Source organism: Flammeovirga agarivorans, assembly GCF_012641475.1.
Classification (GTDB): domain Bacteria; phylum Bacteroidota; class Bacteroidia; order Cytophagales; family Flammeovirgaceae; genus Flammeovirga; species Flammeovirga agarivorans.
Genome location: NZ_JABAIL010000003.1, coordinates 229,816 through 253,034, shown reverse-complemented (window position 1 = coordinate 253,034; position 23,219 = coordinate 229,816). Strand labels below are relative to the sequence as shown.

The 23,219-nt window shown below is 34.7% G+C and carries 9 protein-coding genes; 6 read left to right on the top strand and 3 right to left on the bottom strand.

The annotated features are described in order from the left end of the window. Positions 1-29: 29 nt before the first annotated feature. The gene (locus HGP29_RS10150; RefSeq protein WP_168882287.1) at positions 30-5,498 is read left to right on the top strand and encodes a leucine-rich repeat protein; all 5,469 of its coding nucleotides are present in this window, start codon (positions 30-32) and stop codon (positions 5,496-5,498) included. Positions 5,499-5,609: 111 nt separating this feature from the next. On the opposite strand, the gene HGP29_RS10145 is transcribed toward HGP29_RS10150, so the two are convergent. Beyond that, a complete protein-coding gene (locus tag HGP29_RS10145; RefSeq protein ID WP_168882286.1) occupies positions 5,610-9,599 on the bottom strand; it encodes a T9SS type A sorting domain-containing protein in 3,990 nt (1,329 codons plus the stop codon). Positions 9,600-9,781: 182 nt separating this feature from the next. Here HGP29_RS10145 and HGP29_RS10140 point away from each other — a divergent pair, with 182 nt between their 5' ends. After that, the gene (locus HGP29_RS10140; RefSeq protein ID WP_168882285.1) at positions 9,782-10,279 is read left to right on the top strand and encodes a hypothetical protein; all 498 of its coding nucleotides are present in this window, start codon (positions 9,782-9,784) and stop codon (positions 10,277-10,279) included. On the opposite strand, the gene HGP29_RS10135 is transcribed toward HGP29_RS10140, so the two are convergent. Beyond that, positions 10,276-11,949, bottom strand: a complete 1,674-nt coding sequence (locus tag HGP29_RS10135; protein WP_168882284.1) for a hypothetical protein — start codon at positions 11,947-11,949, stop codon at positions 10,276-10,278. The genes HGP29_RS10140 and HGP29_RS10135 overlap by 4 nt on opposite strands. A gap of 498 nt (positions 11,950-12,447) precedes the next feature. Between HGP29_RS10135 and HGP29_RS10130 the strand changes: the two genes are divergently transcribed. The 4 genes from HGP29_RS10130 to HGP29_RS10115 all read left to right on the top strand — a co-directional run bounded on the left by HGP29_RS10130 (position 12,448) and on the right by HGP29_RS10115 (position 21,289). Continuing rightward, positions 12,448-13,800 (top strand): TolC family protein, encoded by a 1,353-nt coding sequence (locus HGP29_RS10130; protein WP_211093259.1) that lies wholly within the window; start codon positions 12,448-12,450, stop codon positions 13,798-13,800. Between the two features lies 1 nt (position 13,801). Beyond that, positions 13,802-16,948 carry an efflux RND transporter permease subunit gene (locus tag HGP29_RS10125; protein ID WP_168882282.1) on the top strand — a complete coding sequence of 1,049 codons (3,147 nt, stop codon included), beginning with the start codon at positions 13,802-13,804 and terminating at the stop codon, positions 16,946-16,948. Between the two features lie 26 nt (positions 16,949-16,974). After that, complete coding sequence (locus HGP29_RS10120; RefSeq protein WP_168882281.1) at positions 16,975-18,051, top strand: efflux RND transporter periplasmic adaptor subunit; 1,077 nt, start codon at positions 16,975-16,977, stop codon at positions 18,049-18,051. Positions 18,052-18,505: 454 nt separating this feature from the next. Then, positions 18,506-21,289, top strand: a complete 2,784-nt coding sequence (locus HGP29_RS10115) for a bifunctional aconitate hydratase 2/2-methylisocitrate dehydratase (RefSeq protein ID WP_168882280.1) — start codon at positions 18,506-18,508, stop codon at positions 21,287-21,289. A gap of 925 nt (positions 21,290-22,214) precedes the next feature. On the opposite strand, the gene HGP29_RS10110 is transcribed toward HGP29_RS10115, so the two are convergent. Then, positions 22,215-23,090 carry a family 16 glycosylhydrolase gene (locus HGP29_RS10110; protein ID WP_168882279.1) on the bottom strand — a complete coding sequence of 292 codons (876 nt, stop codon included), beginning with the start codon at positions 23,088-23,090 and terminating at the stop codon, positions 22,215-22,217. Between the last annotated feature and the right edge of the window lie 129 nt (positions 23,091-23,219).

Below are 23,219 nucleotides of genomic sequence, written 5' to 3'. Positions count from 1 at the left end.
ATCTATATTAAAGCAAACTTCTATTACGGATGTACAGACTACCACTTCTTCTACTAATTTTCCTTAGTACGTTTACGTCTATTACTCAAGCTCAGCATGTCTTGGAAGACGATGATGTAATTGTGGAAAATGGTATCTTACTAAAATCTTCATATGTCTATGGAGATATTATTATTCCTAGAATTTTAGACAACCAAGAAATTATTGAGATTGGTGAGAAAGCCTTCTTAAGAAAAATAGACGAGGAAACATTTTTATTCAATCGGTCAGAGTTTATAAGAAGTGTCGTGATTCCTCCAACGGTAAAAGTGATAGGAAAACAGGCGTTCGAAAAACATCGAATCCACTCGGTTATTATCCCGGAATCTGTAGAAATTATTGGAGATGGAGCATTTGCTAGAAACTACTTAACTGCAGTTCAATTACCAGAAGGTTTAGATTCTTTGGGGGAGGGAGTTTTCTATGATAATCAACTAAAAGAAATAACGATTCCTTCTTCAGTGACAAAAATTGGAGATGAATGTTTTAGGAGAAATGAACTTGAAAATGTAGCATTTAATGGGCAGTTGAATAGAGTTCCTAAAGGGTTATTTAGAGAAAACCGACTTACTGAGATGGTTTTGAAAGAGGTATATAATGATAGTATTCCTGAATATTCTTTTAGAAGTAATTTTCTGACTGAAGTTGATTTTGAAGGAATAAGTTATATCGGGGAAAATGCATTTAGTTATAACTCATTTTCTTCCCTTCAGATACCTGCTGATGTAGAACTATACAAGAATCCATTTGAAGATAATCGATCACTTGAAGAAGTCGTTTTCTTAGAAGGTTGGAAAGTATTGCCCGATGCTTATTTCAAAGATTTTGAATCCATTAAAAAGGTTGTAATACCCGAAGGGGTAACTAAAATTGGAGATAATATCTTTGAAGGAAATGTAATTGAAGAAGTGAACCTACCTTCAACCTTAGAAGTCATAGGAGAAAGAGCTTTTTACGAAAATCAGCTTAAAAGTATAACATTACCAGCTTCATTGGATAGTGTAAAAAGTAATGCTTTTTGGAAAAACCAGATAGTAGAGTTGAACATTGAGACCAACCATATTTACTTTGGTGATCGTTCATTTTATGGGAACCAGATAGCTGCTCTGGCGTTAAAGGACAAGGAAGTAGAGTTAGGGGAAGCAGCATTTGCAGAAAATGAAATTAAAGTACTTACTATTGGTGATAAAATTAATTACATCTCAGAAAGTTGTTTCGAGAATAACAAAATACAAGCTTTAGACCTGAGTGATTTTACAGGAACATTAGGTGAAGAGGCATTTTATCGAAATGAAATAAGTGTTTTACACTTGCCCTCGACATTAGTGGAAATTTCAGAGGAATGTTTTGCGAGTAATAGACTAACAGAAATTACTTTTCCTGAAAATATAGAAGTGATAGGGGAAAGAAGCTTTGCGTCAAATCTATTAAGTGAGAACACCCTCAACTTCAATGAAAAAGTGCGAGAGATTAAAAGTAGTGCATTTATTAATAATGAATTCTTATCTTTCATTTTGCCTCACTCTGCTACAGAAGGAAAACTATGGTATACGAGTAGTTATGCTTTTCCTCCAGGTATGCGAACGCCATCTTTGACAGTAACTTATAGCTATAGAGAATCAGTAGAAGAACGCCCCCCAATCGACACCTCAGTTCCATATACATTAACAGATGCAGATGTTGAAATAGTCAATGGACGTTTGGTGACAGTCTACCCAGATTTAACCGATGTACAGTTAATTATACCTGAAATACTACAGGATCAAGAAGTCAAAATCTTAGGGGAGAATGTATTACGTAATAAGCATTTAGTAAGTATAGAGCTTCCAAATACAGTGACGATTTTAGAAAAGTGGTCATTACAGTATAATAATTTCACTTCTGTGATACTCCCCGAGAGTTTAGAAGAAATACACGAAGGTGTTTTTGGAAGCAGTTTGTACGAAGGATTTCACTTGCCTTCACCTTCAGCCTTAAAAAGAATTGATAAAAATATTTTCATGTATAATAGTCAATTGAAGTCATTACCCATGCCTGAACCATTAGACGGGACGAGTATTTGGTTGGAAGTGGAAACAGGGAAGATTTATGAACCTTTAGAGGAAATTACGTACAGTGCAAACTACAATCGTTCTTATATTCTGATTGATGGGGCGAAAGATTATACACTAACATTAGATGATGTCGTTATCGATGATAATGGGGTACTTTCGAAGTTGAATAGAAAAGACTTTATGTATTATGATAGAGTTTTTCTCCCTGCCCAATTTGGAGGAATAAAAGTAACGAAGGTAGGAGAAGAATTCTTTAATAATGTCAGTGCCAAATACATTGAAATATCTTCTGAATATGATACGATTTATGAACGTTCATTTAGGTACAGTAAGATCGATCAAATCAAACTACCGGAGACATTAAAAGTGATAGAAAGGGAAGCCTTTATGAACAGTAGTTTTACTTCTATTACCTTACCGTCAACACTAGTAGAAATCCAGTATGGAGCATTTAGTGGAGCAAAGTTAGAAGCAGTTGTCATACCTGAAGGGATGACTGAAATTGCTCCTAACACTTTTCAGAATAATAAAAGTTTATCGACAGTGGTATTACCCTCGGGTGTTAAAAAAATAGGTGATTATGCTTTTTATGGGTGTAACCTAGAAGAGGTTGACTTGAGCAATGTTACTGATTTTGGAGATTTTGCCTTTGCTTTAAATCACCTAAGTACTGTAATATTTAATGATCAAGTAGTTTCTTTAGGCACAGGGGTTTTTAAAAATAATAACTTTACTGAATTAGTATTCCCTGAAGGAATTAACCGTATACCGACAGAATTCCTTAGGGGCAATAAGATCGAAAAACTGACTTTACCACTTTCCATACAAGAAGTAGGTAATTATGCTTTCCAAGGGAATAGTATCAATGAAATTCTTTATAAGAACAATGATATTCTTTTGGGCGATGGTGTATTTATGGATAATGAATTGGAAGTCCTCTATTTACCAACAAATTTGAAAAAAATCAGTAGTGAACTTTTTCAAGGAAACAAGATTTCAGGGACGATCTCGATACCAAGTTTTGTGAAAAATATTGGAGATTTTGCTTTTAAGGATAATGAAATTGCCTTTATAGATTTCAATGAAGGATTACTTTCTATTGGTGAAAAGGCATTTTATGGAAATGCTTATGATACGATCGAACTTCCCAATTCATTGGTACATATTAAGAGTAAAGCGTTTAATGAATTGAGTTACTCAACTTCACATCCATGGGTACCTTTTCACCTACCTGAGCATCCAACATTCGAAGGTTATTGGAAGGCAGGGAGCTATACTTATCCTAAAGGAGAGTATCAAGCGAAGCCTTATTTAGAATATACCTTTATAGTGGAAGACACAATTACATTAGATGAAAATCATATGAGGATAGAAAATAATGTGCTTGTAGAGTACTTCTCTAATAAGAGTATTCAACATATCATTATCCCTGATGAGTTAAATGGGCAACCTATTGAAGGTATTGGTGATTATGTCTTCAGTAGCTTAGGGATTAAAACATTGAAATTAGGAGAAAATATAAAATCAATAGGGAAAGGTGCTTTTCTAAGTAATGAGATTAAAGAATTAGAATTAGGAGAGAATATTGAATGGATTGGACCTCTTGCTTTTCGAGGAAATGATATAGAAGAGTTATACTTTCCTAACACAGTAAGGGAAATTGGTTATGAAGCATTTAGTAACAATAACCTATGGAAAGTGAAATTTGAGGAGGAAGATAGTCAGCTTACTCGATTGCAAGATAATGTGTTCGATTACAATAATATCATCGATATCAACTTACCTGAAGGATTAAAATTTTTGGAAGATGGAGTGTTTTATCATAACAATAATTTCCCTGTTATTGATTTGCCGACCACTTTGCTATATATCGGAGAATTTACATTCTCAACAATGTTGTATTTACCATATCCTAGTTTATCGTCAGTGTATGGTCAATCGACAAAGTGGATAAGTTATAAGACCTATAAGAGTAATGTGTTGGATGAATTAATTAGCGAATCTGGAGATAATATTCCTTATGGTAATTTAATGTCATATCGAGATAATAAGATTCCAGAGCTACAGGTAAATCTTAATTTTCCAGAAGGTGAGGTATACTATTACGAAGTCTCAGGAGATGTCAATTTAGTTTCAAAGCTAAGAGATTCGCAATCTACAACGCTCATGGCCAACAAAGGAAACTCTTTTACTATCACTCCTAAAACCAAGGGATACGAAGTGATTCCTAGTGAGATTAATATTGAAGATATTCAAGAAAATAAATCATTTGATTTTACGGTTGGAGGACTGAAAAAGTATCAAATTAAATATCATGTAGAAGAAGGTATCGATACGGATAAATTCCCGTCGGAATTTACGATTAATACGCCAACCTTTAATTTACCTGAAATCTCAAAGGCACACTATATTTTTGAAGGTTGGTACACGGATAAGGAATTCACAGAGAAAGTAGAAAATATTGAGCAGGGCTCTTATGATGATATCGATTTATATCCTCTACTTACACCTGTGGTATACCCTCTTACTTATCATCATATGGAAGGGGTTATTCATGAAAACCCAAAGACAGTAACTATCGCCGATTTAGGGTTAGTATTAACACCGGCAACAAAAGCAGACTTTACATTTATCAAGTGGTCCTCAAATCCAGACTTTACCGATGAAGTAGTTGCGGTAACAGAAGAGAACCTTGGAAATTTAGATTTATATGCTGAGTTCAGTGTTGACGAGTACACGATTTACTACAGTGATAAGGAAATCTATGAAGCAAATAATCCATCAAAGTTTACAGTGTATGATTTTAATACACCATTAAATGATGCAGTGAAAATGGGGTATGATTTCTCAGGGTGGTATTTAGAAGAGCAATTGGAAAATAAAATCACAGCTATTCCTTCTGTGGGAGGAGATATTACTTTGTACCCTGAATTTACGATAGCGGAATATCATATTATTTACCATGATGAATACCGTAATGAGGATAATCCAAGGTCTTACAACATTGCTTCTGATAGTATAATTTTTGTTGAAGCGAAAAGGAATAACTACGACTTTAAAGGATGGTATAAAGACGCAACTTTCTTGGAGGAACAGCACTCAATTCCTGCAGGAAGTTATGGTGATATTGAATTATATGCCAAGTGGGAATATAATTTAGTGACCAATATTGACCAACTGTTAGAAGATGAATTGGTGGTCTATCCTAACCCAGTGCGTGACCAATTTAAAGTAACCACCACTCATCAACAGCTAATAATCTATTCTTTAGAAGGTAAACTGATAAAATCTTTTCAGGTACCACAAAGTGCTTACAATATTACAGATTTTACCCAAGGTATATACTTGATAGAGATAGTATTGGAGGATCATACAGTAGTAAGACAAAGAATAATAAAGAGGTAAAAACTTCAATAAAAAACGCCTTATGTATTTCGTTACATAAGGCGTTTTTTTGTGTATTTATCTGTTATTGTGAAAGCCAAAAATATATAACTTTCTTGCTACATTAACGGATTACTCTTTGATAATCTTCTGTGAATAAAGTCTTCCTTGATCATCTACAATCAATAGAATATAAACTCCAGTTTGCAGTGTTGAAATATCAATCATTACATTCTTCTGATCATAAATTTGAGTATCGATTTCCATACTCTTTCCGCTAAGGTCTGAAAGGAATAAAGAACAGTTCGCAGTATTTATGACATCATTTTGAACGTAAATGATATGATTTGCCGGATTAGGGAAAATACTAAATTGAGTGGATGAAGTGTCTATGGTATTTGTTACTTCTCCATTATTTCCTCCATCAGGATTAGTTTCTTCCTCATTCGAATCACCATCTCCGCTGTTACCTTCTTCATTATTATCATCATCTCCACTATTATCCTCTTCACTATTTTCACCACCGTTATTATCATTGTCTCCTTCATCAGTATCAGGCTTTCCTTCGTTTGGAGATTCTTCTAGGTAATAGAGGTAGGAAACCGATGTTTTAAAGCGGTCTTTAGTTGCAGCCTTTGAAAGCTCTAATTCAATTTTTGCTAATTCATTAATTTTGATAGAAGTGACGTTAAAGAAGGCTTCAATTTCAGCATGATCATTTAATGATCTGATAGCGAAACCTTTCGATCTAATAATACTCGGGAGATCATAGTACCCTGTAGTTGTTACTTCTTCAAAGAAATTATCCAAGGTTTCAGAATAATCTGAGTTTACTGTAATATAAATGGTCTCATCGAGGGGTGTGTAATTAGAGAGTACTGATGTAGAAATATGTGCTTGAAACTGTCCTTTTTTATGAATAGTAAGGTAGGGTGCTTCATAGGTAATATTATCACCCGAAAATTCAATCTGTACAGGTTCATCAGCATTTGAAAACTCTTCAGTGATTTCATAGACACCTACATGATTCGTTGTTATCAACTTTGATAGATCATAGTAGTGACCTTTAATATAGGCTAACGAAAAGCTTTTAACAGTCTCAAAAGGAGAGTAATATTTATCTCCTTCATTATAAAAACGAATTTGGTAATTACCTCGACCGATTACTTTTAAGATGTTATCTTCAATAATAGCATTACCTGAAATGACTTCAGCTTGTAAAGGAAGGTCATTGTCAGTTTTTAGATCTAAAGAATAGTTGCCTAAACTTTTAATATTTGGATAGGAAGTACTGAGGTCTGTTTGTTCTAACTTCGAACCATTAAGGATTGAAAGCTCCCATTCAAACTGACTGTCATATCCTGCCATTGTCATTTCATCTTCCCAAACAATATTAATGGACTGCCCTTTGAATAAAGTATAATCCAACTGTGATTGTAATGAGTTTTCATGATTAGAACTCCATCCTAATAGGTATCCACCAGTATTACAATCATCGTAGATTTCTAAATAAGTATTTAAAAAAGTATGCTTATAAGAAGAGATACGAATCGTCATATCTTGATTCGCAGTAAAGCGGTACTTTTTAATTCCTTGCTTAGGTGTGAGATGTACTCCTGCGGTAACATTAATAGTGTTTAGGCAATAAGGAGACGCATAGTTCCATGCCACAATATCACTAATCACATATTCTGTGTTTGTGAGTGTCTCAGGGTTAAATGTTCTTGTAAACTTATTGCCATAGCGATTGACTTCAACAAACTCATCATTCTTACCTTTAGAGAATTGAAAAGTCACTTTTCCTAATCTTTCATTGAGTATAATTTCATATTGATCTAGCTCTTCGTTGTACTCTAGTGGGTATGTATCCTTGTAATATAAGTTATTAGTGATATTACCAACAGCATGTATTTTCACTCCTTCGGGTGTATTTTCAGGGATATTCTTTACGATCAATTTAATATCTCGTTGTGGCTTAAAATAGGATGCTGATTGATAAGTAATATCTGTCCAGAAATCATCTTTTACTTCGCAGAACACACTCGATTTTGTCTCCCCAAAGTTTTTGACTGTAAAGCTCTTAGATGTAGCACCATCAATTGTATAATATCCATTGTATTTCCACTGATACGAGCGTCCCGGTTTATCAGATTGCACATGGATAATAATCTTATTTTGACTAATTTTTGATGAATCGATAGTAATAGGTATTCTCTCGTTATATTGATAATTATACCTTAGGTAGGTTGCATTTTCTGCAGCTGTTCTAAATTTATCTAACTCATCAAGGCTCAGTTTATTTCTATCAATATTTAAAGAAGATACCTGAGTAAGGTTGGTGAGATCGGTTTCCACATGAGAGATATAATTATTACTCAAGCTAAGAGATTTAAGATTAGAGAGTTGATTAAACTCTTTTGGAAGAACATCAAAGTTGCAATAATTGAGAACAAGAGTATCCAAAGAGGTTAATTGTGTAATTTCTAAGGGCAATAAGCTATCTAATGAATGTGATAAATTTAGATAACTTAAGTTTGGGATTTTCTCAAAGTTTTTAGGGAGGTCACCCTCTGCATACTCCCATTCTAATTTTCTTAGTTGTGTTAATTGACTGACCTTCTCATCAAAATCAACAAATGGATTAGAGTTTAAATCAAGTTCTCTTAATGCTGTTAATTGATAGAATTCATCAGGAATTTCTGTAAGTGTACCTCTTAATATTTCCAACTTTTCTAAACTTGTCCATTTTCCAATCCAATTGGCAAAAGAAGCATCTAACCTTTTGGGATAGTTGAGTGTTACCGTCTTTAAATTTTTCCACCCTTCTTGTTGTAGCGATAAATGATCGAAACCAGAATGCTCAATATATATTCTAGATAAAGACGATTGAGAAAGGTTGTCAAAGTTAGGAACATTTGCTAGGCTACGTACATACAATGTCGAAAGGTGCTGAAGCTGATTAGCCTCTTCGGGAATTTCCCCTTCGGTATTGTCGTCGGTTAATGAAATACTATATAAGAAAAGGCATTCAGAATAATCATCCAATCGTTGCTCTTTAAAGCTGAGGTGAGACGACCAACTAGTGGCCGGTTTATTTTCATTAAACCATTGATTAGATTCCCAATTTTTCACATTCATATTATCGTATATGGCCTTAATAGCATAATAGTCATCATAGTAGATATTATACTTAGTCATAGTAACAGGAATGTAGAGGTTTTCGAAAAGAGGGGCAAAATGCTCACTCTCATCTATTTCTACTCTTATATGAATATCAGAGTTTTTGAAGGAACGAGTGAGTCGAAACGCATTTCCCTCAATACTTACGTTATAATTGTTAGAGGATAACTTTAAAGGGTTTTCTGCATTAGATGTAATGTTAAGTAGGTTGAGAAGATCCTTTTTAGTAAAGATCTCTTCTTCACTATAATTTAAAGCAGGGTAGGGTTTTCCAGAGGCATGTACTCTATTGTAGATGGAAACAAGCGTATCATAGGCAGAATATTGAGCCGAGCCTTCAGTATAGATTCTTATTTTATACGTACCCTCAGTATTGTTACTACTTAGTAGATTATTTTCTTGGTCTAAAATAAGAGAGGTAGGCGTTTCTAGCTCATAATGAAGTTCCTCTCCCCAGAATGATTTTGAAGGAAGTTCCATTTCGCGGCCATACCTGATGACTGATTCAGGTAGTTCAACTTCATCAATTAGCTTATTGTCTTCATCATAAAATTTTAACTCCCAAGGGTAGTTCTCATTATCATAATAGGCTTTATCCCATCGTATGTAGATATATTGACTTTGATATTCGGCAATATCTGTCTTGAGATAAGACTGTCTTGTATTGAACGCATCATTATTGTAATCAATAGTATTGTAGTAAGAGGTATTTTCATTATCGTAAATTCCAACGTTCGTATCAAAAGTGGTTAAACCGATGGAAGATACTTCAACAAATTTTGCTTTTCGGGGTACAAAAATAGAGTATGTTGAATGGTCTTCACCATTATAAGTAGTATTTCTTCCAAAGGTCGCTCTAGGGTATTTATTACTTCCTAAACAGGTAAAAGAAGAACTAAGTAAACACAACAATAGCGTGAAGAAAATGCTATAAATACGCATGATATCAGATGGTTAGTATAGTTTGCTTAAACTCGAATATCTTAAAAAAATCAATATCCAAAGTAAATTTCAATATATAAAACTGAAGTTACAAATTCTTTGATAGTATAAGTTGTTACAACTATATTTTTTTAAAAAGTGTCAAAAAAGTTAGCAAACTGTCAAATTAAAATCTATTCATTATGCCTTTGAAATCACTTTTAATAACATTACTATTTTTCTTTTTTTCTGAAATGGTTTGCGCCCAGAAGTTTATTGCAGTAGACAATTATGGCCGCAATAGGAGAAAAATATATGCTGGAGATCAGATAGTATTTAAGATGAAAGGCACAGAAGCAGTCTATCATGATGAAGTACATGCCGTATTGGATTCTTCATTTATTCTATCAAAATCTATGACCCAAATCCCGATTAAAGAGATTGAGGTCATAAAGTTTCATAGACCATTTCCCAAACTGATTGCAGGAGGTACTGCACTTATTGGGGCAGGGTTTTTATTGTCTGGAGCAACTTCTAGAGACAGTGAAAATCATTATGCTAAAGACGTTGCTCTATTACAATCAGGAGCATTCTTTTTAATTTCCGCTGCTACAATACCTTTTTGGTGGAAACGCTATAGAATTGGCAAGAATGCTCAGGTACAAGTTTTAGATGTGACCATCCAAAAAACAACTAACTAGTTTTTAATAAAGTCTTTCCTCAATGTCTTTTTGAAAAGCTCATTCTCTTTATACATAGGGTTTTGATGCTGTTTGAGTCTTAACCTGATAAAATCATCGACAGAAGAAAAACGAACCATACAGTACGGAGAGCCCACTTTATTGGTATAGATTTGATGAAGCATAAGATCTTCTAATTTCTTCAATCCCTCAATATTTTTAAACTTGAAATTTAATTCCGTACCACTTTCTATGGTGAAGTAGCCATAAATCTCTAATCCATTTTTTGCTTGCCCATAGTAGTAGTTTTCAAAATAGTTCTGTGTTTGACCTATTTCAAAAGTATGCTGCATCACAAAGTGTTCTTTAGAAAAACTGTATTCAATGTTATCTTCTTGATAAGGGGATATTGCTTTTGATAAATAAGTTGTATGGTATGTTTCTCTATAAGAGGTAGCAATTTGTTTATCATTATGAATAGCAACACTTACACAGTTTTGGATTGGAGAACTATTATTTAATAAATAATACCCAACATAATAATCAGTATTGTCTTCCAAGAGGAATTTCTTCTCTGCGTATCTTTTGACTTTTTTATTGGGTAGAGTATAAATATCATAGACCGCAAATCTTGAAGTAGGGGTATCTCTGTCCTTTTCAAAGAACCTATAATCTGTTCTAAAATCTTGTTTCGTCACTGTTATCGTATCATTACTAATTAGGTGATGAAAAGCAAGGTAAACGTAAGAATGATCAGGTTGTTCAATAAGAAGATTTTGAATGTCTTCAGAGGAGAATTTTTCAAATTTCAGAATGGTTTGCATTCCATCATAATCTCTATCTACATAATGTTGTGATAAGTAAGGGTGAGCCGCCATTATCTTAGTAGGTAGGGAAACATAGATATATTCTTGTTTATCTCTATTCGCTTTTGCCTTTGATAACTGAAGCTGAAGATTTATTTCACTCTTAGAATCGATATACTTCGACTGGATGTCATAAACTTTCCGTTGTTGGGATTGATCATATGACAAATCATGGGCTTGGTAATAATAGTCTTGCTGATAGACCCAACAGAAGTGACGTACAAATTGGGTAGACGACAAGCCATCCGGAATCATCACATGTAAAGTATCTCCTTCTATTGTTTCAATATTGTAAAAATCGCCTATTTGATTTCCTAAAGTATCTGTAAAGAAAAGGTATCCTGTACTTTGATAATCAGTTACCTTACTTGTTCCGATATCATTCTTGGTAATAGTACTTGTATTTTGATGATCGACAAATCCTTTTTCTACAATCACTGTGGGTAAGTAATTATCGATAAAAACCTTTATGGTTTTGCTAATCTTTTTGGTGTGAAAAGGACTAACAGTGTTGGCTTGAATCAATAATTCCTTCCAACCATCTTCTAGTTTCAATGAATTAAAAGGGATAAGATATATTCCATGATTAAAATGAAAAGCATTTGAGATAACTTGACCATGGTAAGAAATCTGAATTTCATTGATAATGACATCTTGCTCTTCAGTATTCTCTAATTGAAGTTGTAGGTTTTGCTCTCCTCTTAGGTATTCAGGACAATTAATTTGGATAGATAAGTTATTAGGGAGTATCGTTTCAGTCTCTTTTTTTCTACAGCTGAAACATCCCCAAATCATTAATAGAATAATGAAAATTCGGTATAACATAAGTGCTAATGAGATAATTTATAGTTTGCGTAAGTATTTGTGTAAAAATTAGGTAAGCCAAAACTATAGAAAAAAATAGTTTATCGGAAAATGTGTAAGTGAGCAACCTTACAAATTTATATTCTTTGTGGAATATTGATCTATTTTAAGAATATGAAAGGTAGAATAAGTATTTACCTTCATCTAAACCATAACGAATCATCTAAACTAAATGAAATCAATTCAATTTTAATGAAAGTTAAATATCTAACAAATATTCAATCTCATTAACAGGGTCTTTTCAAATAGTCCATACTTTTTTCAAATGGACACCAAAACAACCTTTACTACGCTTTAATTTTGTAATGTTGAGAAAAGATAAATAACTAAGAATATACCGAAACAATTAAACATAAAATTATCAATCGAATGTACTTCTTAGACTACTGTAAAAGAAGTAACTAATTAAGAAAAATGATGCGAAATATATTTAAAAAATTCCAAATTAAATGGTTTTGGATGCTGGTACTATACACCCTTGTATATGCTACCGTAAACACAGCATTTGGACAATCCGATTTGGATCAATTACTACAAATAGCTCAGGAAAATTCTCCATCTATAGCAGAAAAACAAGCTTTAGCGGAAGCTTCAAAAGAAGAAATCTCTTTGGAGAAAAAGACTTTATTGCCTTCGGTAGATATTGGCTATGATGCCAATTTTGCTACTTATAATAACATTACAGGAATGAATTATCCTGGTAATAATGTACCAATTAGTGGTCCTCCATCGGACGACAATTATGGAGGTACTGTAGGTTCGGGTGTTAGTATGATGGTAAAATGGTCTCCGATTACTTTTGGAGAACGTAAAAATGCAATTGCTCACAACCAAAGTATCTATGAGAAGCAGTTGGCTAGTGTAAGTAATGAGGTACTAAGAATACAGTTTCAAGTCGCATTCTATTATTTAGAAATTGCTTCAACAAAAGAATTAATTACGACATACGAAAAAAATATTGAAAGGAATGATTTCAACCTCACAAGAATAACAAAATTAGTTGAGAGTGGTATACGTCCTTCAGTTGATAGTCTTAAAGTGAATGCAGAATTGTCGAAATCTAAATCGCAATTATATCAATTAAAAAACTTATTGGTTAGTCAAGAAGAACAGTTAAAGGAATACTTATCGTCTGATGGAGTGAAAGAAATAACAACTAGCACTTTCTTCTTTAATCATTTGCCTTCAGCAATAAAAACTTATACAGATACCGCTACGTTTGTACATCCAACATTAACGATCGTAACAAAAGAATTGGAAGCCAATGAGGCAAGACTAACAGAAATTAAAAGAGCATGGACACCGAAGTTAGAATTTTGGGGCACTACCTACGCAAGAGGTTCTGGAGTAGCATACGATGGAACAGTGAATCATGCAGACGGTTGGGGAATGCAGCGTTATAATTATGGAGTGGGATTACAGCTGGTTTTTCCGATCATGGATTTAGCTTCTCAAAAGACCAAAAATATACAGCAGAAAGCAGTTGTAAGAGCTTCACAAGAAAACATTAGAAAAGTAGAAAATAACCTTAAAAAACAAGAGGTAACGGCTCGAACAGGTCTAAATACAGCATTGGCCATTGCCAAAGAAGTTCCAGTAGAATACGAAGCCAGCCAAGGAGCCTACTTATCCATGCAAACAAGATATGAACAAGGATTAGTGAATTACACTGAGCTGATCGAAGCTCAGTACAACCTGTTAGATGCCGAAGCAAAATTGAAAAACGCTTATGCTTCTGCATGGAAATCATTATTACAGCTTGCTGTTGTGAAAGGTGATATTCAGCTATTTCTTAACCAAATAAAAAACTAATATGAAACTAATTGAAGGATCATTAAATAAACCGATTACGGTGATGGTTGGTGTGATAGGGATTGCCATATTCTCTTTTCTTGCTATCCGTAATATGAAAATAGATATTTTTCCCACTTTTGGTTCACCTACAATCTATGTGGCTCAGCCCTATGGAGGTTTGTCACCTGATCAGATGGAATCGTTTGTAACGAACTATTATGAATACCATTTTTTGTATGTAACAGGAGTCAAGAAAGTGGAATCCAAGTCAGTACAAGGGAATGCATTGATAAAAATCGAATTCCATGAAGGAACAGATATGAGTCAGGCAGCTGCTGAAGTGGTAGGATATGTAAATCGTTCAAGGGCATTTATGCCACCGGGTACTGTGCCTCCGTTTATCACGCGTTTTGACGCAGGGTCTGTGCCTGTAGGACAATTGGTATTCTCTTCGGATACTAGAACCTTGGGTGAAATTGCTGACTTAGCATTATTTAAAGTAAGACCAATGTTTTCCACCTTACCTGGCGTTTCAGCTCCTCCTCCTTTTGGTGGATCTTCTAAAACAGTAATAGTGAAAGTAGATCCTGAGAAAGTAAAACGATACAATTATACTCCAGAAGAGATCGTAACGGCTTTGTCGAAGTCCAATACCATTTCTCCTGCAGGAAATATTGGTATAGGAGATGAGATGAAGATCACACCTCAAAATACAGTCATAGAAGATATAGATGATTTTGGTAAAATACCATTGTCTTTTAGAGATGGAGCCAATGTCTATTTAAACGATATCGCTAATGTTTCTATTGGTGCAGATATTACGACTGGTTATGCCTTAGTTGATGGAGCAAGATCTGTCTATATCCCTGTAACAAAAAGGGCAGATGCTTCTACATGGGAAGTCGTACAAAATGTAAAGAAATCACTTCCAGAAATGCAAGCCGCTGTACCTTCAGATATCAAAGTTTCTTATGAGTTTGATCAGTCGGGGTATGTGATTAATTCATTAAAAAGTGTAATGGTTGAGGGAGGCATCGGAGCATTGCTAACTGGACTAATGGTGATGCTATTTCTAGGTGATCGTAGAGGAGCATTAATAGTAGTATTAACTATACCTATTGCCATATTATCGAGTGTGATTTGTTTAAATATGATTGGTCAGACCATCAATATTATGACATTAGGAGGTTTGGCTTTGTCTGTCGGTATGCTTGTAGATGAAGCAACTGTTACGATAGAAAATATACATCGACATTTGGAGATGGGGAAAACAAAAGCTGCAGCTGTATTAGAAGGCTGTAGAGAGATCGTGACTCCAAAACTTCTGATTCTGTTTAGTATTCTGGCAGTGTTTGCCCCAGCTTTATTTATGTCGGGAGTACCGAAGGGAATGTTTATGCCAATGGCCTTAGCTGTAGGTTTTTCGATGATTGCTTCTTTCTTATTATCCATGACTTTTGTTCCTGTAATGGCTGTTTGGTTAATGAAAAAGTTTGATCCTTCACCTCATGAAAGTAAATATTTTGATCGATTTAAGTTGGCTTACCTTGGTATGATCAATAGTATGAAAAGTAGTTCTGGAAAATATGTCACTTCTTATTTTATAGTAGCTGCGGGTATTATTGGTATAGGGTTTTATGTGATTGGTCTTGATATTTTCCCAAAGGTGGATGCAGGACAAGCACAAGTAAGGTTACGATTAAAAACGGGTACGAGAGTAGAGCGAACAGAAGAAGCAACCAAAGACTTACTCAGTATCACAAAAGAAATTGTGGGGGAGGAAAATGTCGATATCACTTCTGCATTTATCGGTACACAACCATCAAGTTTTCCTGTCAACTTAATTCACTTATGGACCAGCGGACCCCATGAATCTGTTGTAAAAATTAATTTGAAGAAGGAAGCAGGTTATCCTATTGAAGATTTCAAAGAAGCCTTGAGAGAGAAGTTTTTAAAAGCATATCCTGAAGCTAAATTATCTTTTGAACCTGGAGATTTAGTGGATCAAGTGATGAACCTTGGAGCTACCAACCCATTAGAAGTGGCGATACTAGGTAAGGACCTTAACACTTCGATGAAAGTAGCAGAACAGTTGGAAGCTCAAATGCAACAAATTGATTATTACAGAGATGTTCAAATTACTACCCCTTTGGATTATCCCGGCATAAAGATCGACATTGATCGAATAAAGGCAGGGAAGTTAGGGTTAACGGTCGTGGAAATCTCTAAATCTATGGTAACGGCGACTTCATCAAGCAGATTCACCCAACCAAATTATTGGAGAGACCCTAATTCTGGGGTGGCCTACCAAGTACAGGTAGAATATCCACAGTACGATATGAATAGTCCTGAGGATATTGAGTCGGTTCCCGTAGCGAATAAAGATGGGAAAAAGATCTTTTTAAGAGATGTTGCAAGCTGGAAAAATGTAGAAACACCAGCAGAATATGATCGTCTCAACCAACAACGCTTTATTACCATCACAGCCAATATTCATGAAAAGGATTTAGGTACAGCAATAAAAGATTTAGACCGTTCTATTCAGGCGTTAGGAGATTTACCTTCGGGTATCAAAATCATAAAAAGAGGACAGTCTGACTTATTGGACCTTACTTTAGGAGAGTTAGAATTAGGGTTAGGTATTGCTATCGCTGTAATATTCTTGATGTTGGCAGCAAGTTTCCAGTCATTTAAAATTTCTATGACAACACTCTCTATATTACCTATGGTTGTCGGGGGATCTCTAGTATTTCTTATACTGACAGGGCATACTCTTAATATTCAGTCATATATGGGAATGATCATGGCTGTAGGTGTAGCCGTTTCTAATGCCGTATTATTTATCACGAATGCAGAGGAAGAAAGAAAAGCAGGGAATACAAAAGCATTTATCACCGCAGCTGAAAATAGGTTGAGACCTATCCTTATGACCGGATTAGCAATGATGGTGGGAATGCTTCCTATGGCATTAGGCATGGGAGAAGGTGGAGATCAAATAGCTCCTCTCGGGGTCGCTGTTATTGGAGGTCTTGCCGCATCCATGTTTAGTATTCTAGTGATACTACCATTGCTCTATCAGAATTTTGTTGGAGGGAATAATTTTAAGAGTGAATCACTTAACCCAGAAGACAAGAACAGTAAATATTTTATCGCCACTAACGGGTAATTGAACCCTTTGAAAGATATACAAAAATGAAGAAGACATTTATTTCCCTTTCGCTAATCTTAACCTTTTTGATGGGATGTCAGAAAGAACAAGAAATCACAAAAGTTGAAGCAGACCAAACAAAACCTGCCTTTCTATTAAAGACTGAAGAGGTGATCAAAAAGTTATCTATCCCAGCTGAAGTATTGCCGTTTGATCAAGCAACGATTCATGCTAAAATGGAGGGATATATCTCACAACTAAAGGTAGATATCGGTGATAAAGTGAAAAAAGGGCAAGTATTATTGGTACTTGATGCTCCTGAAATCAATGCTCAATATGTAGAAGCTAAGGCAAAGTACATGGAAGCAAAAGCCAATTATGAGGGGAGTCAAGATGTATTTCAGCGTATAGAAAAAGCATCAAAAACGGATGGGGTAATCGCAGAAAGTGAGCGAATTACGGCTAAAAATAAAATGTTAGCAGATGAGTCTCTTATGAAATCTACTAAAGCGAGTATCAATGCATATGGTCAATTATTATCCTACCTCACAATAAAAGCACCTTTTGATGGAATAATCACAGAGCGATTTGTCAATGTAGGTGACTTTGCAGGAACATCAAGTCAGGATAAACTACTGACAATTGAATCTGTTGATACGATGAGGGTAAGGGTGTATGTACCGGAGTCATATATCAATTTTGAATTAGAAGAAAATCAATTGGTATTTACAACAGATGCGTTAGTGGGGAAGGAATTAAAGGCAAAGCTGTCTAGAAAATCGGGGAGTATTGATAAGGAGACTAGAACAGAGTTATGGGAGTTTACTTATGAAAACACAGCTGACCTTTTAAAACCAGGGATGTATACCATGGGACAACTATCCCTAAAAAGGAAGTCAAAGTCTTTTGTAGTGCCTTCTACAGCAGTAGTAACGGCAATGGAAAAACAATTTGTAGTAAAAAGTATGCATGAAAAAGTAGAATGGATCGAGGTGAAACAAGGTATCACCAATAATAATAAAGTCGAAATCTTTGGCGAATTGAAGGAAGGCGATATTCTATTGGTGCGCGGAAGTGAAGAACTGAAGCCAGGAACTTCACTAAAAGTAGCCTTAAAGTAACTGTAGATTTTATTCATTTCATCATACATAAACCTCAATGGCGTTGCTGTTGAGGTTTTAATTTTTTAGATGTATTAAAAACTTTGAATTTGACTGAAATGATCTGATATTGTGGGGACTATATAGGCAAACCTTACATAAGATATAGCCTTCTTAAATCTGAGAAATGTCGTCTTCGTATTTAGTTCCAAATCATTGGTTTTATTGAGACAATGACAAAGAAAATTCAACAAAACTACCTAATTGTTAAGCTAATTCATATATCTTTGAAAATAATTAAACTATATAAATAGACTATCAAGGAGTTATTTTCAAAATTAATCTTTATTTTTGCAGTAAATAAAATAAACCATGAGATTTGTCATTGAGGGATGATAAATAATAGGTAATACTTACTCTGAAAATATAAGTGCGACTTATTGATCTCAACTTGATGTAATTAACAAACTTTTTTATGAGCAAATATAGCGAATACCTGAACGAGATTGAGGAACGAAAAACTCAAGGACTTCACCCAAAGCCGATTGATGACGCTGAATTATTAAGTGAGGTCATTGCACAAATTAAAGATGCTAATAATGAACACCGAGACGATTCTCTTAAGTTTTTCATTTATAATACATTACCGGGTACAACAAGTGCTGCAGGTGTAAAGGCGAAATTTTTAAAAGAAATCATTTTAGGTGAGTCAAAAGTAGAAGAAATTTCATCGGAATCTGCATTTGAGCAATTGTCTCATATGAAAGGTGGACCTTCTATTGAAGTACTTTTAGACTTAGCTTTAGGTACTGATGCAGCAATAGCTGATGCGGCAGCAAAAGTACTTAAGACACAAGTGTTCCTTTATGACGCAGATATGGAGCGTCTTGAAGCAGCGTACAAAGCAGACAATGCTGTTGCTAAAGATATCCTAGAAAGCTATGCTCAAGCTGAATTCTTCACAAAACTTCCTGAAGTTGATGAAGAAATTAAAATTGTAACATTTATCGCAGGAGAAGGTGATATCTCTACAGATTTACTTTCACCAGGTGCAGACGCTCACTCAAGATCAGACCGTGAATTACATGGACAGTGTATCTTCGAGCACAATAAAGAACAACAAGCAGCTCTTTCTGCATTAAAAGAGCAACATCCTGATAAGCGAGTAATGTTAATCGCTGAGAAAGGTACAATGGGTGTAGGTTCATCGAGAATGTCGGGTGTAAACAACGTAGCACTTTGGACAGGTGTTCCTGGTTCTCCTTACGTTCCTTTCGTAAACATCGCTCCAATTATTGCAGGTACTAACGGTATCTCACCAATCTTCTTAACGACAGTTGGTGTAACAGGTGGTATTGGTATTGACCTTCAAAACTGGGTGAAGCAAAAAGATGCTAACGGTAAAGTTGTAGTTGATGCTGACGGTGAGCCAGTATTAGAACAAGCTTACTCTGTTGAAACAGGTACTGTTTTAACTATCAATACAAAAGAGAAAAAATTATACAACGGTGACCAAGAGTTAATCGATATCTCTGCTTCTTTAACTCCTCAAAAAGTTGAGTTTATCAAAGCAGGTGGTTCTTATGCTGTTGTATTTGGTAAGAAATTACAATCTTTCGCTGCGAAAACTTTAGGTGTAACTGCACCAGTAGTATTTGCTCCTTCAAAAGAGATCTCTCATGAAGGTCAAGGTTTAACAGCAGTAGAAAAGATCTTCAATAAAAATGCAGTAGGTACAGACTTAGAAGGTCGTGTACTTCATGCAGGTTCTGACGTTCGTGTAGAAGTGAACATCGTAGGTTCTCAAGATACTACAGGTTTAATGACTTCTCAAGAGTTAGAATCAATGGCAGCAACGGTAATCTCACCAATCGTAGATGGTGCTTACCAATCAGGTTGTCACACTGCATCAGTTTGGGATAAGAAAGCACAAGCTAACATTCCTAAGTTGATGAAGTTTATGAACGACTTCGGTTTAATTACAGCGAGAGACCCTAAAGGTGTTTATCACTCAATGACTGACGTAATTCATAAAGTATTAAACGACATTACTGTTTCAGATTGGGATATCATCATTGGTGGTGACTCGCATACAAGAATGTCAAAAGGTGTTGCCTTTGGTGCCGATTCAGGTACAGTAGCATTAGCTTTAGCAACTGGTGAAGCTTCAATGCCAATTCCTGAGTCTGTAAAAGTTACTTTCAAAGGTAGCATGAAGTCTTACATGGACTTCCGTGATGTTGTACACGCAACACAACAACAAATGTTGAAGCAATTTAGCGGTGACAACGTATTCCAAGGTAGAGTAATTGAGGTACATATTGGTACTTTAACTGCTGACCAAGCGTTTACTTTCACTGACTGGACAGCTGAAATGAAAGCAAAAGCATCTATCTGTATCTCAGAAGATGAAACGTTAATCGAATCATTAGAGATCGCTAAGTCTAGAATCCAAATCATGATTGAGAAGGGTATGGACAACGAAAAAGCGGTTCTTCAAGGATTAATCAACAAAGCGAATAAGCGTATTGCTGAAATCAAGTCAGGTGATAAACCTCCATTGACTCCGGATTCAGATGCGAAATACTTTGCTGAAGTTGTTGTAGATCTTGATGAAATTGCTGAGCCAATGATTGCCGATCCAGACGTTTACAACGAAGATGTATCGAAGCGTTATACTCACGATACAATTAGACCTTTATCTTACTATGGCGGCGACAGACAAGTAGACCTTGGTTTCATTGGTTCTTGTATGGTTCACAAAGGTGATATGAAGATCTTAGCTCAAATGTTGAAAAACATTGAAGAGTTACATGGTAAAGTAGAATTCAAAGCACCTCTAGTTGTTGCTCCTCCAACATACAACATTGTGGATGAGTTAAAAGCAGAAGGTGATTGGGAAGTATTACAAAAGTACTCAGGTTTCGAATTCGACGATGATGCTCCAAAAGGTGCTGCTCGTACGAAATACGAAAAAATGCTTTACTTAGAGCGTCCTGGTTGTAACTTATGTATGGGTAACCAAGAGAAAGCTGAGCCAGGTGATACTGTAATGGCTACTTCAACTCGTTTATTCCAAGGTAGAGTTGTAAAAGATTCATCAGAGAAGAAAGGTGAGTCGTTATTATCTTCAACTCCAGTTGTAGTACTTTCTACTATCTTAGGTAGAACTCCTACATTAGAGGAATACGAAAGAGCTGTTAAAGATATCAACTTAACGAAGTTCAAGCCTTCATCTAAGTTGTTAACTTCAAACTAGACAATCCACAACTTATATAAGTTGTAAAAATAATAAAGGCCTATTCAACAAGCTGTTGGGTAGGCCTTTTATATTTTTATATCTTACTTCCAGGACCTTGACGATCCAGATGCTTAAAAAGATCCATGATTAATTCTAATTCTGTCATTCTGAGCTATTGGTTTTACTGATTCATCATAAAATGATGTTTCTAGTTTTTAGACCTTTATTAGAGCAGGAAATTATTCAAATGCTTTAATCATAAGGTAGATAAGGGGCAATTTTATAAATTAATAATGATACCCATCAATAAAGACACAATGGTGATGAATTGAATTCCAAATGCTAAAATCTCTTCAATTTTTGAACGATATAATGATGTATTTTGAGTTTTCATTCCATTAATATAATACATAATGATGTTAAATATCTGATATATAGTATTTTAATTATATTTACTGTACTAGTATCTGGTATATATTATCTAGCTTGACATCGGAAAGAAATAAACAAAAACAGCCTGACTCAACTGAATCAGGCTGTAAAATCTTTACATCTTTAAACTATCATCATCTCAACAAAGCATTATCGATAAGGGCAAAAAATATCGATATTAAAAAATCGTTTTTGGGTATGTTATAATCACTATTAATTGAACTACACATATATATACTCCGTTTTTGAGTGATCATTTTTCATTAAACTGTTATTAAGTTTCATATTCCGGTTATTCTAAAATTATTTTTTACCACTAATAATATTTTTTCTACCAAACCACCCTTCAATTCATAGCGTATAATTATATTGAACACAGAATAAAGCAAACGAAAGAAATTACACATCTATTTAAACAATTACATTTTAACAAAGCATTTTAGATACAAGCAAAAAAGGTCGACCAAATGGTACGACCTTTTTTTATTTATATATATTCCGTTTTACTAATCTACTTGCTTGCAAATGAAGTTGGATTCCACACTCTGATATAATCTATCTCATAGTATGAGGGTAAATCAGTCTCATTTGGTAATCCTTTTTTATGGTTCGTTTCCGAACTTGCATATAACTTTAATGTATTATTGAGCTTAGACCATAACAGTTGATCTTTCTGAGTCTTATATATTAGTTTCCCATCAAAATATAGCTTTACTTCATGGGCATTCCACTCACAGCCATAAATATGGAAATCATTACTAAGTGCTACTTCCAAAGGTAAATTAAAGATATTTACCTTATTAAAAATGGGTTGTTGAGTTAACTGTATAGAATTTAAAGTTAAGGATTGTTGTGGTGAGGAGAAGTTACTTTCATATTGTTCAAAGATTTGAAACTCATTGAATTGTCCTTTAACACCAAAGATATTAGAAATTTTAGAAGGTGGGATTTTAGCCTTTATTTCAATAAACCCATGAGTGATATCATGCTTACTTAAGATCTTGCCTGTTGTAACATTTTCATAAGCGATGCCATTATACTTCGCCTCAGAAAATTTATAGTTGGGATCCCAAGCGGATTGAATCACTAAAATTCCACTATCTAGATATATATTACTATGTTTAAACTGTGAGGGGGCATTACCTTTCCAATTATTACTATAGTTATTTATACCTTGAACGTTCCACTTGGCCGTATCAATAGCAGTGCTATTAAACTCATCACTTAACTTATGGTTGAGTTGCCAGTACTGAGGGAGGGTACTTGATTGTAATATAAACGGAAGTAGTTCTTTTTGTATCACACTCTTCGTTATTTGTTGTTGATGGTTCTGTTTACAACCCATCAGGTGAATAATGACAAGCATGACGATTGTCAGTCTATACATATTTATAGAAAGCTTAAAATTTGATAATAACAATAATCCTTAATTACAAAGTACTTTTAAACTCACGAATTTTTCTTCCTTATTCTTATCCAAATTATGATTAAAAATTACCGAATGTGTACCTCAACC